Source organism: Vallitaleaceae bacterium 9-2 (genome assembly GCA_038396585.1).
Lineage (GTDB): Bacteria > Bacillota > Clostridia > Lachnospirales > Vallitaleaceae > UBA1351.
In genome coordinates this window covers 345,364-362,470 of the sequence record CP121691.1, presented here as the reverse complement: position 1 = coordinate 362,470, position 17,107 = coordinate 345,364, and the positions used below count along the sequence as shown (strand labels likewise).

Annotated in this window: 15 protein-coding genes and 1 pseudogene; 1 reads left to right on the top strand and 15 read right to left on the bottom strand. The window is 33.3% G+C overall.

The features are described from left to right. Position 1: 1 nt before the first annotated feature. The 9 genes from QBE53_01780 to QBE53_01740 all read right to left on the bottom strand — a co-directional run bounded on the left by QBE53_01780 (position 2) and on the right by QBE53_01740 (position 8,465). Positions 2 to 799 carry an ABC transporter ATP-binding protein gene (locus QBE53_01780; GenBank protein WZL81855.1) on the bottom strand — a complete coding sequence of 266 codons (798 nt, stop codon included), beginning with the start codon at positions 797 to 799 and terminating at the stop codon, positions 2 to 4. After that, the gene (locus QBE53_01775; GenBank protein ID WZL81854.1) at positions 792 to 1,940 is read right to left on the bottom strand and encodes an HlyD family efflux transporter periplasmic adaptor subunit; all 1,149 of its coding nucleotides are present in this window, start codon (positions 1,938 to 1,940) and stop codon (positions 792 to 794) included. Before QBE53_01775 ends, QBE53_01780 begins: the two co-directional genes overlap by 8 nt. 116 nt (positions 1,941 to 2,056) lie before the next feature. Further along, positions 2,057 to 3,160 carry a linear amide C-N hydrolase gene (locus QBE53_01770; GenBank protein ID WZL81853.1) on the bottom strand — a complete coding sequence of 368 codons (1,104 nt, stop codon included), beginning with the start codon at positions 3,158 to 3,160 and terminating at the stop codon, positions 2,057 to 2,059. 102 nt (positions 3,161 to 3,262) lie between these two features. Then, a complete protein-coding gene (locus QBE53_01765) occupies positions 3,263 to 3,661 on the bottom strand; it encodes a hypothetical protein (protein WZL81852.1) in 399 nt (132 codons plus the stop codon). Positions 3,662 to 3,699: 38 nt separating this feature from the next. Beyond that, a complete protein-coding gene (locus QBE53_01760; protein ID WZL81851.1) occupies positions 3,700 to 4,767 on the bottom strand; it encodes an IS3 family transposase in 1,068 nt (355 codons plus the stop codon). Continuing rightward, positions 4,764 to 5,264: a transposase gene (locus QBE53_01755; protein WZL81850.1), complete on the bottom strand. Its 501-nt coding sequence runs from the start codon at positions 5,262 to 5,264 to the stop codon at positions 4,764 to 4,766. Before QBE53_01755 ends, QBE53_01760 begins: the two co-directional genes overlap by 4 nt. Continuing rightward, positions 5,248 to 5,445 carry an AraC family transcriptional regulator gene (locus QBE53_01750; GenBank protein WZL81849.1) on the bottom strand — a complete coding sequence of 66 codons (198 nt, stop codon included), beginning with the start codon at positions 5,443 to 5,445 and terminating at the stop codon, positions 5,248 to 5,250. Before QBE53_01750 ends, QBE53_01755 begins: the two co-directional genes overlap by 17 nt. A gap of 508 nt (positions 5,446 to 5,953) precedes the next feature. After that, entirely contained in the window at positions 5,954 to 6,406 is a 453-nt protein-coding gene (locus tag QBE53_01745) for a hypothetical protein (GenBank protein ID WZL81848.1), read from the bottom strand. Between the two features lie 202 nt (positions 6,407 to 6,608). Then, positions 6,609 to 8,465: a P-loop NTPase fold protein gene (locus QBE53_01740; GenBank protein WZL81847.1), complete on the bottom strand. Its 1,857-nt coding sequence runs from the start codon at positions 8,463 to 8,465 to the stop codon at positions 6,609 to 6,611. 506 nt (positions 8,466 to 8,971) lie between these two features. Between QBE53_01740 and istA the strand changes: the two genes are divergently transcribed. Further along, a complete protein-coding gene (gene istA / locus QBE53_01735; protein ID WZL81846.1) occupies positions 8,972 to 10,519 on the top strand; it encodes an IS21 family transposase in 1,548 nt (515 codons plus the stop codon). A gap of 496 nt (positions 10,520 to 11,015) precedes the next feature. Here istA and QBE53_01730 read toward each other — a convergent pair whose 3' ends face one another. From QBE53_01730 to QBE53_01705, 6 genes and pseudogenes are all read right to left on the bottom strand, one after another. After that, positions 11,016 to 11,999 (bottom strand): alpha/beta hydrolase, encoded by a 984-nt coding sequence (locus tag QBE53_01730; protein WZL81845.1) that lies wholly within the window; start codon positions 11,997 to 11,999, stop codon positions 11,016 to 11,018. Between the two features lie 80 nt (positions 12,000 to 12,079). Beyond that, on the bottom strand, positions 12,080 to 12,727 hold the full coding sequence (locus QBE53_01725) for a helix-turn-helix domain containing protein (GenBank protein WZL81844.1): 648 nt from the start codon (positions 12,725 to 12,727) through the stop codon (positions 12,080 to 12,082). A gap of 173 nt (positions 12,728 to 12,900) precedes the next feature. Continuing rightward, positions 12,901 to 13,485 (bottom strand): annotated as a pseudogene (locus QBE53_01720) (UPF0236 family protein). 561 nt (positions 13,486 to 14,046) lie between these two features. Continuing rightward, a complete protein-coding gene (locus QBE53_01715; protein WZL81843.1) occupies positions 14,047 to 14,859 on the bottom strand; it encodes a hypothetical protein in 813 nt (270 codons plus the stop codon). 11 nt (positions 14,860 to 14,870) lie between these two features. Continuing rightward, a complete protein-coding gene (locus tag QBE53_01710) occupies positions 14,871 to 15,341 on the bottom strand; it encodes an NUDIX domain-containing protein (GenBank protein ID WZL81842.1) in 471 nt (156 codons plus the stop codon). A gap of 345 nt (positions 15,342 to 15,686) precedes the next feature. Then, positions 15,687 to 17,045, bottom strand: a complete 1,359-nt coding sequence (locus QBE53_01705; protein ID WZL81841.1) for a hypothetical protein — start codon at positions 17,043 to 17,045, stop codon at positions 15,687 to 15,689. Positions 17,046 to 17,107: the final 62 nt, after the last annotated feature.

Genomic DNA, 17,107 nt, shown 5'->3' with positions numbered 1-17,107 from the left:
ATTACTCCCCCTTTTTTTTATCTCTGAGTGATGATTTCATTTCTTTATAAGACATCAATTGGTTAATGTCTTGGTCAGAAAGTTCATGGGCAATAAAAACATCTTCTAAATTATCAAAACCTGACTTTTCATAGAAGGCTTTGGGTGTGTCAATATCGATTAGCTCACCACCATATATGAATCCGATGCGGTCACATACTTCTGCTTCATCCATATAATGGGTGGTAATAAACACCGTTACACCTTGAGCGGATAACTCTACTATGGTTTTCCAAAACTGTCTTCTCGATACAGGATCAACGCCGGCTGTTGGCTCATCTAAAACAAGAAGCTTTGGATGATGGATAAGGGCACAAGATAAGGCCAAACGTTGCTTTTGCCCACCTGAGAGGGTTTTAGCCAAGGCGTCTTCTTTTCCGCTTATCTCTGCTAATTGAATCAAGCGCTTGGTTTCATTAGCAATCGCTTGCTTACGCATTCCAAATATACGACCGTAAAAAGTCAAATTTTCTTTAACCGTTAAATCACCATATAGACCAAATTGCTGGGACATATATCCGATATTGTTTTTTATCGCTTCAATATCTTTTTTCAAATCATAACCAAAAAGGGTCCCTTGTCCGGAACTAGGAGTAATAACACCACATAACATTCGAATGGTCGTTGATTTACCTGAACCGTTTGGACCTAAGAGACCAAATATTTCTCCTTTTTTTATAGAAAAACTAATATTTTTTACTGCATGAATGTCTCCGAATCGTTTGTCCAACCCCTTAATGTCAACAATAAAATCAGTCAATAAAATCACCTTCCAAACCTACTGATAAGAGCATCCCCGGTCGAATGCTTTCACTCTCAAGAATTTTAACATCGACCCTAAAGACAAGCCGCTGATAGTCTTGTTCCGTTACGATATTCATGGGTGTATACATCGCTTCATGACCAATGGTTTGGATTTGTCCGGTGTAAGTTGCACCGGTAGACGTAAGGGTTAAAGGCAATAATTGCCCTACTGATATAAGACTTAAATCTTCTTCATTCACATAGAGGTTCATGTGGAGTTCATTAGGATTATAATATGTCGCTAGAATAGCCCCTATTGTTACAAATTCTCCCACGTCATAGTTAATAGATTCTATCTGGCCAAAATGATAACTATGAACCGCATAATCTTTTAACTGGATTTCTAATGCGTCTTTATTTTGCAGTGCTTTATCTAAAGCTAAACGGGCAGAATCTATTGCAAACTGATCACCACCGTTTTGAGCTATGGATAAGTTCTGTTTAGCACTATCTTCACCGATTCGGTTTAACGCATATTGTTGGCTCAAACGGTTAATTTCCGCTTGAGACTGCTGAATATTTTGCTCCCATTTTTCAATATTAAGCTGTGCATACTCTATTTCTGATTCCACGTCCTGTAACTCTGTCTTAGCCACTACCCCTTCTTGGTAAAGTTGACGTACAGACGCATACTGTTCATATAATCGGTCATATGTCACTTGAGCTTGTTCTAATGCAAGCTCTGCAGCAGTTTTGGCTGCTTTTGCAGCTTGAACAGATTGATAAACCATGGCATTGTTTGTTGCATATGTATCTACAGAATCTTCTAATATTGAGAGATTCTCTTCTCTGGCAGGTGCTTGGACTTGTTCTAAAGTCAACATGGCCGATGCTATAGCCGTATCTGCTTGGATAAGCTCTTGGTCCAAGTTATCATGATTGATTATTGCAATCAAATCCCTTGCTTGTACCTTATCCCCTTCATCAATGTATAATTCCTCTAAAGTGCCGCTAGCTGTTGCTTGAATTGTATAGTTGTTACCAATTGCTTCACCATAATACAGCGAATTATCTTCCGGTCTATATAGTACGGTTAAGAAATAGTAGATGCCAATACCTACAATGATTATTAGGAGTATCGGAAGCTTATTTTTCATAGCAGGTCTCCTTTCAGATATTCATCAACTTTCATTCTTATGCGTGTATTCTATATATTTATTATACCGCTTACACGTACAATTAGCCAAATAGAATTTAATCTTACGCCTTTTACTTACATAGTATTTTGGTTTTGTTTATTTTTTTCACTCAAATACAACTCTGGAAAACATATGATTTCCTCCTGTACCTCAATAGGAAAATCTTTTATAACCGGCATGTAGGTTTTCCTAACTATTTTTTCATTTGCCTTTTTTGTGTAAGTCTCCATTTGATTCAAAATAGAGCCTTCACCTAATTGGTCAACATCATATACGAGTACAGATTCTGTCTCTAAAAAATTTATATCTTTTATCGACAATTCTCTATACGTACTATTCTTTTTGACTAAAGACTTAAAGATAACCTTCATATTTGTCAAATCAAACACTATTTGTAAAAAGGTTCGCGATGGTGGTATTCTCTTTCCAATCCAGCGAAACAAATCATTGAATCCAACATTCAATGCAACGCAATCTAATATCTCAAATGCTTTTAACCGGATATCTTTATCTGTATCCGATTTATTAAATTCATTCGACATGGCTATAGCCTTTGTAACACGATCTAATATTGGTTCTACCAATGGAATGTCTTTAGGTCTTTTAATTTGCTGCCTTTTAACGTATTCAATAGACTCATTTATTCCTGCATTCCCACAAGCTGTAATATCCGTATCTTTTATCACTTGAAGTTTCCCATTTATCATTTCAACAATTGCTGATTCGCCTGTTCTATCTACTATATGATAATGCATGGGATACATAGATACAAAATAGGCATATTGGGATAACCCACTTTCGACTTCCTCAATAGTGGCATATAGATCTAGCTGCATTTGTATCCACTGTAATTCAGAAATTAAAGGTTTTTCCAATGCAACACTTGGCTTTTGAACTGAGTTATGCCACATCGATGTTATGCTCAGTCCAGCTTCATTAATGCCACACGTTGGAAGCTCTCTTCCAAATTGATTAAACGTCACACTCCCGTATTTTGATTTCCACCTACCCCCTCTATTTTCTTCGGTAAATAGATTTTCTATTGAACATTCTTCTGTTAAGGCTGCTTTACTGACAAATGGATTATTTGTCAGTATAAGACCATGTCCATAATAAAAATCATAATTCTGTCCTAATATAATTTCACTATTTTTTCTTAATTTTATTGACGTGCACATCGATCTACCTCCTATAATAAAACTACCTTAATGACTTATAATTGCCAATTAAATATGAATCTATCTTATCATCTAAATCATGTTTTATTTTGACGCCTATTGCTATTTGCTTTCTACTTCAAAGTACAAATCTATTTGCGTTTTAGGATGATTGATTCCAAAGAAATACTTCATATCATAGACCTCGAAGAAGCGACTCTTCGTTAATTTGAATGAAGAAAATGCAAATCGATGTTTACAATAGTAAGTGTATGTGTCCACGATATGTTCCTTAGACTCCTCCAAAATAGCACCTTTATGGGCGTATTTAATCCAATTACCTTCCCTCATCTCTAGACACATCATACCCATAGGCAAATCAATCGTATCATTATTAAAACTATGGAAATCAATAGCTACTCCGATAAATTCTTTAAACGTAGATGGTTGAACATCGCTATCAATAATATGACATATTCGATAAATAACTTCATCGAAATTAAACCTTACACCTTCAATCAAGCGGTAGATGTCAAGGTTATTGTCACTTTTCCTAATATTTATTTTGCTTCGGTCAATTGTACATTTTCCTCATCCGAAGATGGATTTAACCAAACAGTTTTATCTAGAAACCAGTCTCTTATGTTTCGTGACCATCGTTCGGGATATTTTTGTTTCATAGCTTCATAAATAGCCGTTCTCTTACTTAAAATCTGATCCTCTAATCCATTATGGCGTTGAATCGGCGTTAAGTGTTTGATTCCGCTATGGCGATGTTCGTGATTGTAATACCTTACAAATTTGAGTACCCATTCACGTGCACCTTCAATAGTTTCAAAACCTTTATAAGGATAACCGGGACGATATTTACAGGTTCGAAAAACGGACTCAGCATATGGATTATCATTGCTGACTCTGGGTCTGCTTTTTGAGGATGTAATCCCCAGTTTGTTTAATGTTTCAAGCAATGAAGCACCTTTCATCGGGCTACCATTGTCTGAATGCAATACGAGTGGTTCGCTTCTTACCGAACAACCTTCTGATAGTACCGTTTTCTTCACAAGAACACTTGCATTTTCAGAAGATTCTTCCGGCCAGATTTCCCATCCTACTATCTTTCGGCTATATAAGTCTAAGATAAGATAGAGATAGAAATAAAAGCCTTTAACAGCACCCGGAAGCCAGGTGATGTCCCACATCCATACTTGGTTGGGGCCGGTTGCCTTGTGCGTTGATGCTTTTCTTCGTTCCGGCGACTTTGTCCTGCCACGATGATGAATCATATCAGCTTTTCTTAAAACACGGTACATCGTTGATTCGGAAGCAATATAACGTTCTTCTTCATCGAGTAACTTTGGAACGATTTGATGTGGCGATAAACCTTTATAATGATCAGAGTTGGATACCGTCAAGATTTCTTGATGTACTTCTGGTGCTATCTTGTTATGAGGTTCTGGACGAATAGTTAGTGGACGTTGATCTTCTAAGGGAGTAGTCGGATTTTTCCATCTTGTGTAAGTTCGCTCGTGGATATTTAATTCAGCACATGCTGTATACTGTCTTGCACCACTTGCTATTGCTTCATCAATCAGTTTAATAGCTGATTTGCGATCTGAAGCCGGAATCATTCGTCCTCTTTGTCCCCCCAGATCGCATCGGCCTTTTTTCTAAGTACCAATAAAGCAGCTGTTTCAGCTAAAGCTGCTTCTTTACGACGAAGGTCTTTGTTGAGTTTGTTGATTTCTTTTTTCGAGTTGCTAACTTCTTGTTTAAGTTGTTTAGCTTCTTGAGCAACACCGCCGTTGGCACTCAAACAGGCATCTTTCCAATCTTTGATTTGCTCAATGTATAAGCCTTTTTGGCGACAATAGGCTGCTAATTCTGCCTCATTCATACGAGCTGTTTCAAGAACAATCATGAATTTATCTTCTGAAGACCAGTCTTCGGAAGTAGATTTTCCGGATGGAGTGGCTTTTCCGTCAGCTTTAAGTTGCTTTTTCCATTTGTACAGTGATTGTTCTGATACACCGGTTTCTTTATGAATATCGGAAACGGATTTACTAATGGGGGGTAACATTTGCTTAATGATGTTGTCTTTGAACTCTTTACTATATCTTGGCAGCATAATAGATTCGAATCCTTAATATGTAATCTCCTACTGAGAATCCCATTATAGCCTTAAATATTCTATAAAAGTGATATTTTGAAATATATTGATCTGCAATCAAGTCATCAATCGATATATCCTCATTAATATTCTGAATCAATTGCTGGTTGAAGCTTTGAATTAGTTGAAAGTAATTCATAAATACCCCCTACTCCTATAACAAGTTTTTTAACGCATTATCATTATATCAAACAACAATACCTTTGTCTTTTTTGTGCTGATTTTCGCTATTTTTACTGAAACTAAAGCAGTCACAAATTCACTTAAACTTCACTAAAATCAAAGGTTACAGCGTTGCAACTTTCCATATTTCCGTGAACATAAAAGGCATTGAATGTCCTCTGTACATTCAATGCCTTAAATTCATCTGGGGCTATTTTACTCTTGTAGGAACTGTATTTATTCTTTTAGGTCTTCTAAACCATTCCGCCTTCTTCTTGCACGAGTATGCGTACAACTTTTTCAGATAGTCGTATTTAAACTTCGGTTCAAAGATTACTTCCTTCAATTTTTTCACTAGAAGTCTCACGTATGCGATGATCAATAACGGCCAATTTTTTTCTCATAAGAATACAGTGACTTTATTGTATGTTTCCCAGGCCCCCTTAGTTCAAGATATTGCCAATTTTTGAACGACCTATAATCTGCTAGTCATTCAATTTTCCATCCAAGTTTTCGCTGTTTATTCTTGGTTGTATTGACCTAGATAATAAAACACCACCAATAACACTCAATACTGTAACGCCCCTTGTAGTTTCTATTATTTTTAAAAAAATCTTTAAAATACCATCACTTGTAAGATAGGGTACATAAATAAACAACCACGGGGTTGGAATCAAAGAGATAACTATAATAATAATTGAAAGAATTAATATTGTTTTATCTATTTTAACTCTTTTATTTGATATAAGTTTTTCAGCATCAATAGTAATAATAAATCCTATTAACATACATAGTACAGATATTAATGAAAACATCAAAATAGAAGTTTTATTCGCAACCGTCGCAGGATTCAGCTTAATCCAAATCTCAGCATTGCTGATTATTACTAACAGTATAAATACAAGAAAAGCTTTTATTATACGAATAAACATCTTCATAATCATCATCATCCTATATATTGCTAAATCTTAATTATTGCATATTACTTTCTAGTCATTCTTAGCTGTTTTTCCGATTCAATAGGATTATGGATTCCACATGCCTTGAGTAGACAATAAAGATGTCATAGGTAGCTGTTGATTCCTTGGCGGAGGGTATATTAAGAACTAATTGTTATCAGTTGTATGGAATAAAGAAAGCTTAAAACTCATCTAAACTGGCTGTAATCTGTTGTAAAACTTGCTCAGAAGTTTCTCCATTAGAAAAAGTTTTTTCAGTATAATTCATGCCTAAATCCTTTATCTTTTTTAGCAAATCGGTAATACGCCTGCTTTCTTCACTTGAGTATGACCCAGCCTCATTGTAAAAAGCATATCTTCTACCTATGCCAGAATCAATTATAACCAAAAGTGAATACTCTTCATCTGTATACCATGTTTTTCCTCCATCTCGTACTCTTTTTAGCCAAATTATTTTATTAATATTAAAACAATTTGAAATTATTAAATGCTCCATCGCTTCTTCATATGCCGCCGGCTCATTATCCCCTAACTTAACCAGATGAATTTCACCACCTGCACCGTTTGTGTAAATATCCATCCATCTCTCATAAAAAGGGTAAAAGCTTTTGATTCCTATTCTATTATTTTCTGTTAGCTCTTTATTTGAATTATAATCATGTACAATTAGGCTCTCCCCCGAATTATGTAAATGCATACTTTTATCATACTCTATGATTATTCTATCATTCTGGAATTTAACCATTTTCAGTTCCAAGCTATCTTTATAATTTCTAATACATTCTAATATTTCGTTTGCCCTAGGATAATTGTTTTTTCTGATATTATCAAAATAATCAGTAGCTGTAGTTATATCACATTCTTTTATATCAAAGAGAAATTCGATAAGTTGTTTAACCTCCATTTTGAGCATATCTATTTTAAACATTTTTATATCATCAAAATCTAATTCATATCGAATGCTCTCTACTATGTGATGAAACAATCTTGCCTTATATAATAAAGCAATACCTGCAGAATCATGTAAATCAAGTTTATAATGTGTTTTATAATTTATATTTATTATTCTTGTATTTCCAAGAGAAATATAATAAAGTGCATCAGCATTACATAACTCTTCCTCACAATGTTGTCCAAAACAATACCTTAGTGTTTCTTCATATGACATATTTGATAAATAGAAAGCTTTTATAAAATAAGTAAATATTAAACTGTCTTTTGATTGCAAGTAAGCTTTATACATTTTTTCATCTGTTAGGAATATACTGAAAATCTTGAAATTAGTTAATAAATCTTTATATTCATTAAATATTTCATCTAAAAACGTTGCTCTACACTTGTCTACTTCATCAAAAACAAAAATTAATCTGATACCCAAACTTTCAAACTCATTTAATAATTCTCTAAATAATTCATGTGGATCTTCTCGCATATCGCATTCAATTTTACTTTTCGTATTTAATTTTGATTCAGTCTTAGCAAAATTGTTACTTTTTTGTCCACGTATTAATTTCCCAATTAATGGGAATTTAAATGCTCCAGTTACATCAACTCCAACTTGTTCTTCTTTTGTAAAAGAACTTGAAACTCCTCCATTAAGTACAGTTGCAACCTCTCCTTCCAAATGAATTTGCAAGTTTCCAGAACAAACAAGTTCTATTTTTCTTATATTGTTATAAAAAACATTTATATTGCTATTTTTATTAGCTGAAACAAGTAGCAACTCTTTAATCAGTAGTAAGAATAATTTATCAACATCAGTCACACGAGTGGATTTTAATTTGATTGTAACATAAGATTTTTTGAATATTGGATTTTCTAAGTTTGATAAAGTAGTGTTAATAAAACTTGTTTTTCCAATACCTTTCATACCCGATATTAAATAGCAACCATACGCATCCTCTTTTATGAGACTTTGTAATTTACAAATCTGTTTTTTAATACTTTCGGACACAAAGAAGAAAGCCGTTTGCTCCTCTGTTATTGGTTCTATAAGATTATTACCTCTATATGAACTTAATGAATACTTTTTACTCATAATTTAACCTTTCACTATGATCCAACCGGTTCTTTTTATTATGACATTTTAAATACTGCCCCATATCAATAGCTTCTTAACTTTTTCAGACTTTCTTATATAATAGTGAAATTCCACTAATACAAATAGCTAGCTGGTGGTTCCTTGGCGGCAGCTCCATTTCTTGAACTTTTAGCCCCACTTTGGTAGTCGTTTACACAATAATCTATCTAAGTAAATCTAGTAAACTGTTATCAAAAAAGATTCCCCTTATTTCATCTGCATCAGTTTTTCTAAGTACACCAGTATGCGCACCACTTTTTCGTAGTCTATTAACTTTATATAAATCTGATAAATATTGATTATATGGTTGTATTTGATTATCTCTAATAGTATACAGCACACCGCCTGTTTTTGGTAAAATAGATTTGAATATTTCGGCAAAACAAATTAAAAAGTAATTGCCAGTACATTCACAATCAAATATCCTTTTAAGTACACCACATACTTGGAAAGAGCGAGAGGACGTGCTGACAATTACTCAAATAGATTATATACGAAAACTGTACTTTGATAAAGGACTTTCTGTAGAAGAAATCCATAAACGTACAAATCATGCCAGAAACACCATCACTAAACACCTTGAAATGGAGGATTTTAACCCTCCAAAATACGCACGAACTAAGGAGCGTAAGTCGGATCTGATTAGACCCTTTGTCCGTCAGATTCTTCTGGAGGACAAGAATAAACGTAAGAAACAACGTCATACGGCAAAACGTATCTACGATAGAGCCATTCAAGAAGTGCCTGATTTATGCCTTGTAACCGAAAGAACCATGCGATACATTGTTGCTGAGGAAAAAGCCAATATTTATACCGAAAAAGAATGCTTCTTAGACCTTAATCATCCAGGTGGTGAAGCTCAAGTTGATTTTGGTGAGATTGATGTCTATAAAGACGGCAAACTCATCAAAGCCCACGAGTTCGTAATGACTTTTCCGGCAAGCAATGCTGGGTTTTGCCAAGTTACCTTCAGTGAAACCATGGAAGCCGTTTGCCAAAGTATGGAAAAAATCTTTGAACATATCGGAAAAGTACCCAAACGCATCTGGTTTGACCAGATGGCAGCTGCCTGCCTACGGCAGAAAGATGTCAACGGAAATGTTATTCCTAATCCGAGGTTTCATGCCTTTGCTGTTCATCATGGTTTTGACATTGTCTTTTGTAATCCTTATTCAGGGAATGAAAAAGGATCTGTCGAAAACAAAGTCGGTTACTTCAGAAACAATCTATTCATACCTGAACCGGTTATTAATGATATCAATGATTACAATCAACATCTTTTAAAACGTTGTGATAAAGATAATCAGCGTTATCATTATAAAATACATGCATCAACATTAGCATCGCTTCTAATTCAGGAAAAAAAGCTAATGCATGATACCAACCTTACTCCCTTTGATTATTCAAAGGAAGTAAAATACAGAGTATATAAAAACGGTCATATCAAAGTTGATTCTAATGAATACTCTGTTTCACCCCAACACGTTGGTGAACACGTTATTGTTAAATTCTACGCCAATGAACTTGTTATCTATGACTTGCATTACCGTGAAATCACGAAGCATGTACGTTCCTTTGAAAAAGATAAGAAGTATACTCATTGGATAGATTTCATAAATACCATAGCCAAACGTCTACGGGCTTTAAAATATAGTGGCTTTTACAAGCTGTTACCACAACACTGGCAAACCTACGTAGCGACACTTGATAAAGATAACTTACGTGAGGCTTTATATTTCCTCAAATATTGTCTTATTGAAAAGGATATGGCCTTCGCAAATGAGGTTGTTAAAGAAAATATGAAGCAGCACGTTATGGTATATATATCAATCATGATTTTTTTGCTACAACTTAAGAAATCCAGAACTCATTTGCAGACATTATTGAATGGCGTTATAAATCGATTGACGGAAAACTATATCGCAGACAATACAATTATTCAAAGCAAGTATGGATTGGTCAATGGGAACCTTGTTGATTACAAATATAAAAAAAGTGAGCTACATAAGTAGAACTTTAGCTTTTGAAACTAAAATCACCTTACTATCTCACACATCTTTACTTTCCATCATTTTTTACTTTCCACTTCATCAATTCCGCTAAAATTGGGGAGAACTTCCCCCTCCCCAAATAACATCTATTAATGATTTATGATTCTCTGATACGCTTTTTATCAATCTTTTTGTTGCTGTTAGTTCTCCTTCATCTTTAGTGGCGTGATCTTCACCTAGTCTTAACTATTCGTAATCCACAACCAATTTTACACCTTGACCTATCGTGGATAATACAACGCTGCTTTCTTCATATATTTTACTATCTTTGCAAAATAATTCTTTCTCATTTTCATTACTCCAGTTTTATACAATGGTGGCATAAAACAAACGAAAATGCACCGAACTTGTGACATTTTTGAAAGCAACTAGAAAACCTGTAAAATATATGGTTTCAAGAATTTGAAGCTAAACTTCTGATAATAACCAACACTCTTGTTTCATAAATTCCTCCCAATTAATGTTCTCCATGAATTAGTTTTGAATTAGCTAAAATTTCAACAAACTGTTCAACCTCTTCAAGTTGAGGTAAGTGTGCAGAATTTTTAAAAATTATTAGTTCTTTCATAGGCGCATCTAACTTTTTATAAAATTGCTCAACTAAAATGGTTGGTGTTATATAATCATATCTACCCGCAATAAAAAGAACTGGTACCTCCAATCTTTTCACCATATCTAATAAATTCACCTTGCTTATTTCATCAACTAACAGATTTGCTGATAATAGACATGCCTTTTGATAGTGGATTTTATGACGCAACGAATACTCTTTAGAGAGGATTAATGACATGCCCATACTTTTAGTTGGCTTCGTCCTGAAAACGCCACCTATTTTTGCCTGACAAACTGCACGTATGTACATTTCTTTAGGGGAATATGGTGGTTTTCCTATTTGTTCAAGCATACCAATCACTTTTTTATTATGTTGATAAATCGCTTGTTCTTTTGTGTATTGGTATGCTATTTTTTCCGCTTCCTCAGAATTAACATGCTGCCCAATTCCAATATATGCTGAATATTTGTTGGGATTATTTTTTACTGCATAAGTTGCAATGATTGTACCCCATGAATGACCTGCTAAGATGATTTTTCCACAATTTAATTTCCCAATCAAGTAATCCGTGACTTCGTTCAAATCAGAGATAAATGTTTCTATATTGAATGTATCCTTAGAGATTTTTTTAGAATAAGACATTCCTGCACCTCTTTGATCCCACCTCACAACGACAAAGTGTTTTTCTAAATCCTTTTGGTAATTTCTAATATAACCTATTTCTGCTTGCCCTGGACCACCGTGAACAAATAACAATACAGGTTTTGCACTATCTTGACCACGTATCATCAAATACTGAGATACCCCACCTATCGGTATTTGGCAGATTTCAGAAATGTTATTGGAATAAACTTTACCATTAATATCTTGCATTCTAGATGTTTTCATATTTGTCTCCCTTTCCATTCTTGATACATACGTATGTATGTATATGTGTCAAAATTTACTGCCTTTTTAAGGGCAGTAAATTATTTTAATAACTCTTGTTTACCGAGCGTTAAAAAAAGTTCTTTTATTTCATCATCCATAAAAGGCACACCTAGCAATTCGCCAAGTTGCTGAAAAAATGAAATCTTATCAACATATTCTTCATAAGATACCTCAAATACATAAGGACTTAACCATGAAGAAACTAAAAGTGCAATCGTTTGTGCTGCTTGTTTGGGATATGCAACATACATAGAGCCGTCCTCATTGCCCTCGATTAATAGCCTTTCAATATATATAGACATGATATTTACTTGAGAGAGTATTTCGTTCTTAAATACAACAGGATTATTTGACATCTTCTTCATTTGCGCTCTCATGCTATCGCTTTGCTCTAAGCGAGGAAGAAAGTCTAACTTAATTATAAAATGTAGTTTTTCAAGTGCATTTAAGTCTTTCCGTTGGCTTACCGTATGAAATGGGTTATTATCATGAAAAGACTTATACATAACGCCTGCAATTAATTCTTCTCGTGATTTAAAATAGTGGTAAAATGCACCCCTTGTGACACCTAGTTCTTTCACTACATCTTCCACACTAACATTTTCTAATCCTTTTTCTGAAAATAGACGCATAGCAGTTTCCAATATATCTTGCTTAGTCTTTTGGCATGGATCATAGCGTGGCACTTCATCACCTCCAATACATACACATGTATGTTATCTCTATATTAGCATTTATTATCCACTGTGTCAATTTCCCAAATATCTTTGGTCGCGTTAATTTATCGTCGGAAAAAGAAAGATAGAACTATCCCTCTGTATGATTTATAAGAATTAATCTTGGTCTTGTATATCATATTTTATCCGCAGATACCTCTTAGTTTTTTCATCAAGTAATACATACCATCCGTCTTACCTATACTTCCAGCTGCTGTATTATGATTCCATACATCTGTGTATGTCTTTTGTTTTTTCTTGAATCTTCGATCAAACTCTTCTCTTATTTCTTCTTGAGGAACTCTCATTTGCTTTTCTTCACGATATTTTAGTAGATCATATATATTTCCCTTATTTGCTGAATAGGCTCTTAATCTCGCCATTTGAGAGGCTACTTTTTCTGACCAACCTAATGGACGACTACTCAATCTGCTCGATAAAATATGACTCACTTGTCCTTCAGCACTACATCCCATTCGTGCTGCCTCATCATTATTCGGCCTAATAATTGCTTCCCAATGATTTTTAATATATACTTTTGTTTTTCTAACCTGCTCCTTTTTTGCATCACTTTCGGCATAAAATGCAGCTATTCTAAACACATTTTCTACTACATCAAAATCCTCCATACTAATTCCATCATAGACTGCTGTTCCTGCATCTGACACGGAATCTCCCAAGTGTCCAACTGCTTTCATAATCGATTGATTCAAGTGAAATTTGTCTAATACAAAACAGCCACTTTGCTCCTAAAACATCGTCTCCTGATTTTATCCAAGAAGCTCCATCTCCCATAATATAAATATTTTGAGATAGTCTTCATCATAAACAGTATCGATGTATTCAAGCACTTCCAACCAAATATCTTCACTTTTTTTATACACTCCTGAAAAGTAATATTACTTTTATCATCAGTACCCAACAATCGATTTAAATCCCACACGGTAAATGTAGTATATTTGCTGTGCCTATGCATATATGGTACATAGGCATATCTCTTCAAGTTCAGCTTTACCGTGATTTGTAAGCTCGTATTTGCCAGTTTTATTATTGATTGTTAGAAATTCTCGCTCCATCAAAGACTCATAAACAGAACCTACATTGCGAATACCATATTTGTACCACTCAATAGTATCAAAAACTAACATAAGTTATGGTATGAAGATTGGGGTCAGGTCACTATAGGTCTTAAGTTGACCTAAGGCTTAGCCTATTAATTATTGTTTATTACTTGCAAATTTTCATTTATTAAATACGAGCATAAAAAAATAATACTTTAATTAATAAATCTATTTTTCAGATTTATTATAATTTTGTATATTATTTTCACTAATAGCATTATCCCATACTAATTTAAAATATGTAGAGTAAGATTCATATAATGAGGAGTCTGTATCATTTTTTTGCACTTTCAAAAGAGGTGCTTTTGCCCCTCTAGTACCATACAATTGCGGCGTTACTAAGATAGTATCCCCAAACCTATAAATAGAAGCATACAGTGGAGTATCATGATATTTGATTTGTATTTTATCAAAATTTTGTATCTGTTTTAGTCTTTGTCTTGAGGTTTCTATTCGTGAAGAAATACTCCCTTCATTTTTCTCTTCTATTGTTCTGGATTTTATATTATTTCCACATGGATTACCTAATAAAATTCTAACACTATATCCAAGATTTATTTTTTCACTAATCAAAGAATTAAAATCAGAATGTTCTGGAAGAAATGCCATTGCATAACAAAGAATATCAATATCACCTTTAGATTCTTTTAAAATTTCAATCCAATATTTAGTTTCTAGATCCGATCTATTGCTCCATATACCAACTAATCCTGTTTTAGATGCTTGTCCTAATAATGTTATAGTATCAGTTAATCCCATTTTAATCTCTTTCATACTGCTAACAATTGGTTTCAACGGATCCCCAATAAAAAAATTTAATATAAAGTATATAAAAACTGATGCCAATATAGATGTTCCTACATTAATTGCAACTGTACCTGTTATAGTGTTATTGTTCTTGGCTCCATATATCAAAATTAGTATACTAAGCAAAAATATGATTATATAAACTAACAGTTCTTTTCCTACTTTTCTATTCATCCAAATTTCCCCTAACGAATAAACGCTCTTTCTCTATTTTCATAATAATCTTCAATCCTAGTTCTTTGAGATTCATGTATTTCTAGCGTTTCGATTTCATTTCTATTAAAAAACCTAAGTTCTATTGATTCATTGCTTATTTTTTTATTACCACCATCTATAACACAATGAAAGCATATTGAAAACTGCTGGCGAACTTCGCCATCTGAATAAGCTATTACATGTCTTGGGTTGCTATATATTCCTATAACTTTATCAATATTAGCCTTATAACCTGTTTCCTCTTCTATTTCTCTTAATATGGTTTGGCTGATACTTTCTCCATATTCCATACCTCCTCCAATAAGAGACCACTGATAATTATCTCTCCGTTTATGCAACAATATATCACCATTTTTATTTGTTAATACAGCTGATGCCGCTGCAACAATTGAGTTCACCTCCGGAGCCAATTCACAATTATAATAATCTTTCCTTGCCATAATATATACCTCCATCATACTTAATTTCTTTCTAATTAACCAAAACACCCTATGTCATCTATATTTTCACCATTTTTTAAGGCTCAAAAACGGTACTTTTTTGTCCGTTTTCAAGCCCGAAAACTGCTCCAAAACCACAGCATGTTGTGGTCAAACCCTATTTTTCGTCTTCCAAACCACAATTTGTCATCAGAATTATCGTTTCAACGTGCCTTGAGTAGACAATAATAATGTCGTGGGGAGCTGGTGGTTTCTTGGCGGCACCTTTCTTTTTAAAAAAGTTATTCATACCTCTTCCATTTAACATTTTGTTTCATAATATTTGAAAGTGCGGTTTTTATCGGCTTATTTAAGTAACTCATTTATATTTTGAAATCTTTCTAACTCAATATTGCTGTTTTTACATGTTTCTTCTATTTTATCTTTACTATTTTTTATGATTTTTTCATAAGTTTCAATCCGTATATTTCCATTATGCCTTGAATCAAAATTTGATCTGCTTTTAACATTTTCTTTTAGATAATCAAAACTATTCTCCATTTTTTCGATTAAATCCATATCCCAGTCAATATAATCAAAGCACTTAATAATATAAGTGTCATCTTTTCCACTACTCCAAGAATAATACTCCCACTGTGCTGTACTATCATTATTAAACAAATCCTTTCCAGCATTATAAAGCAATAAATTAAATACTTTATACTTCTCCAGAATATTAATTTTTGATTGTTCTAAGGAATTAATTGTTTCTATCATTTTCAATTTATTATAGTCTGAAGTTATTTTATATAGATCTATTAAGTTATTGTCAATTTGCAAGATATCACAAAGAATATTCCAAAATTGATATTGTTCAATATAATACCCTTTTTCCAAAATTTGAGCTAATCGTTCTTGAATAAATGTCTTGTATCTACTTATCATTATGTAAAGTAATTTAGGATATTTAATATACCAATCTAAGAAATACTCATCATGCTCATATAATAAATCAATAAAACCATCTGAAATATTTTCATCAGGATAAGAGAAAACTACATGCCAAAACTCAACATTATTTTGTTTTGTAGTTAAGCATGTTTTTTCTTTTGTATATAAAGTATTAAAACATTTTTTTGCATCTCCCTTATAAACAGAAGAAATATCCTTTAATAAATTATTTAAGTGCATTTGCTTTAGAGAATAGAAATATTTATAAGTTCGGTATAACTCATCAGCTAAATATTTTTCACCTCCCAATAGATAATACTCTGATAAATCATTTTGCATATAATTCCAAAACTGTTCTACAGTAGCAGATGAAATATTCTCTTCTTTTCCATGTGCACAACTATGTCGTATGTATTTCCATGTTTCATAATTATTCTTTACCTTTTCTCTGTTTGAAAACTTAAAAATTTTACCTAAACATGTTTTGTTGTTATCAGGAGCGGTGTTTACCATTTTATTAATGCAATCTTCCCATTTATCATCATTTCTTAAAACTGATATAACTTCATCATTCCAAGATGCCTCACTTATGCTATCAGGTTTTGAGTTTGATGAAAGCAACCTTTCTCTTATCGTCAACTTAAAGGCTAAATATGACATTAGATATGCGGCTCTATAGACACCTATTTTATAACACATAACTGCTTCTTTCATCATTTCAAATGCATTGTCATTTAGATTATTTTCGGCCCATTCTTCAATTAGTAGTTTCATTAACTTTTTCTCCCTTAAAGTTATCTCTTCCTGTATTTTAACACACAATTACTATTTACCTA

Bases quoted from the DNA above. Each gene is read 5' to 3' on its own strand.
- QBE53_01715 (WZL81843.1), bottom strand. From the start codon at position 14,859: ATGAATAGAAAAGTAGGAAAAGAACTGTTAGTTTATATAATCATATTT.
- QBE53_01755 (WZL81850.1), bottom strand. From the start codon at position 5,264: ATGCTGCCAAGATATAGTAAAGAGTTCAAAGACAACATCATTAAGCAA.
- QBE53_01730 (WZL81845.1), bottom strand. From the start codon at position 11,999: ATGAAAACATCTAGAATGCAAGATATTAATGGTAAAGTTTATTCCAAT.
- QBE53_01710 (WZL81842.1), bottom strand. From the start codon at position 15,341: ATGGCAAGGAAAGATTATTATAATTGTGAATTGGCTCCGGAGGTGAAC.
- QBE53_01750 (WZL81849.1), bottom strand. From the start codon at position 5,445: ATGAATTACTTTCAACTAATTCAAAGCTTCAACCAGCAATTGATTCAG.
- QBE53_01775 (WZL81854.1), bottom strand. From the start codon at position 1,940: ATGAAAAATAAGCTTCCGATACTCCTAATAATCATTGTAGGTATTGGC.
- QBE53_01705 (WZL81841.1), bottom strand. From the start codon at position 17,045: ATGAAACTACTAATTGAAGAATGGGCCGAAAATAATCTAAATGACAAT.
- QBE53_01745 (WZL81848.1), bottom strand. From the start codon at position 6,406: ATGAAGATGTTTATTCGTATAATAAAAGCTTTTCTTGTATTTATACTG.
- QBE53_01770 (WZL81853.1), bottom strand. From the start codon at position 3,160: ATGTGCACGTCAATAAAATTAAGAAAAAATAGTGAAATTATATTAGGA.
- QBE53_01760 (WZL81851.1), bottom strand. From the start codon at position 4,767: ATGATTCCGGCTTCAGATCGCAAATCAGCTATTAAACTGATTGATGAA.
- QBE53_01740 (WZL81847.1), bottom strand. From the start codon at position 8,465: ATGAGTAAAAAGTATTCATTAAGTTCATATAGAGGTAATAATCTTATA.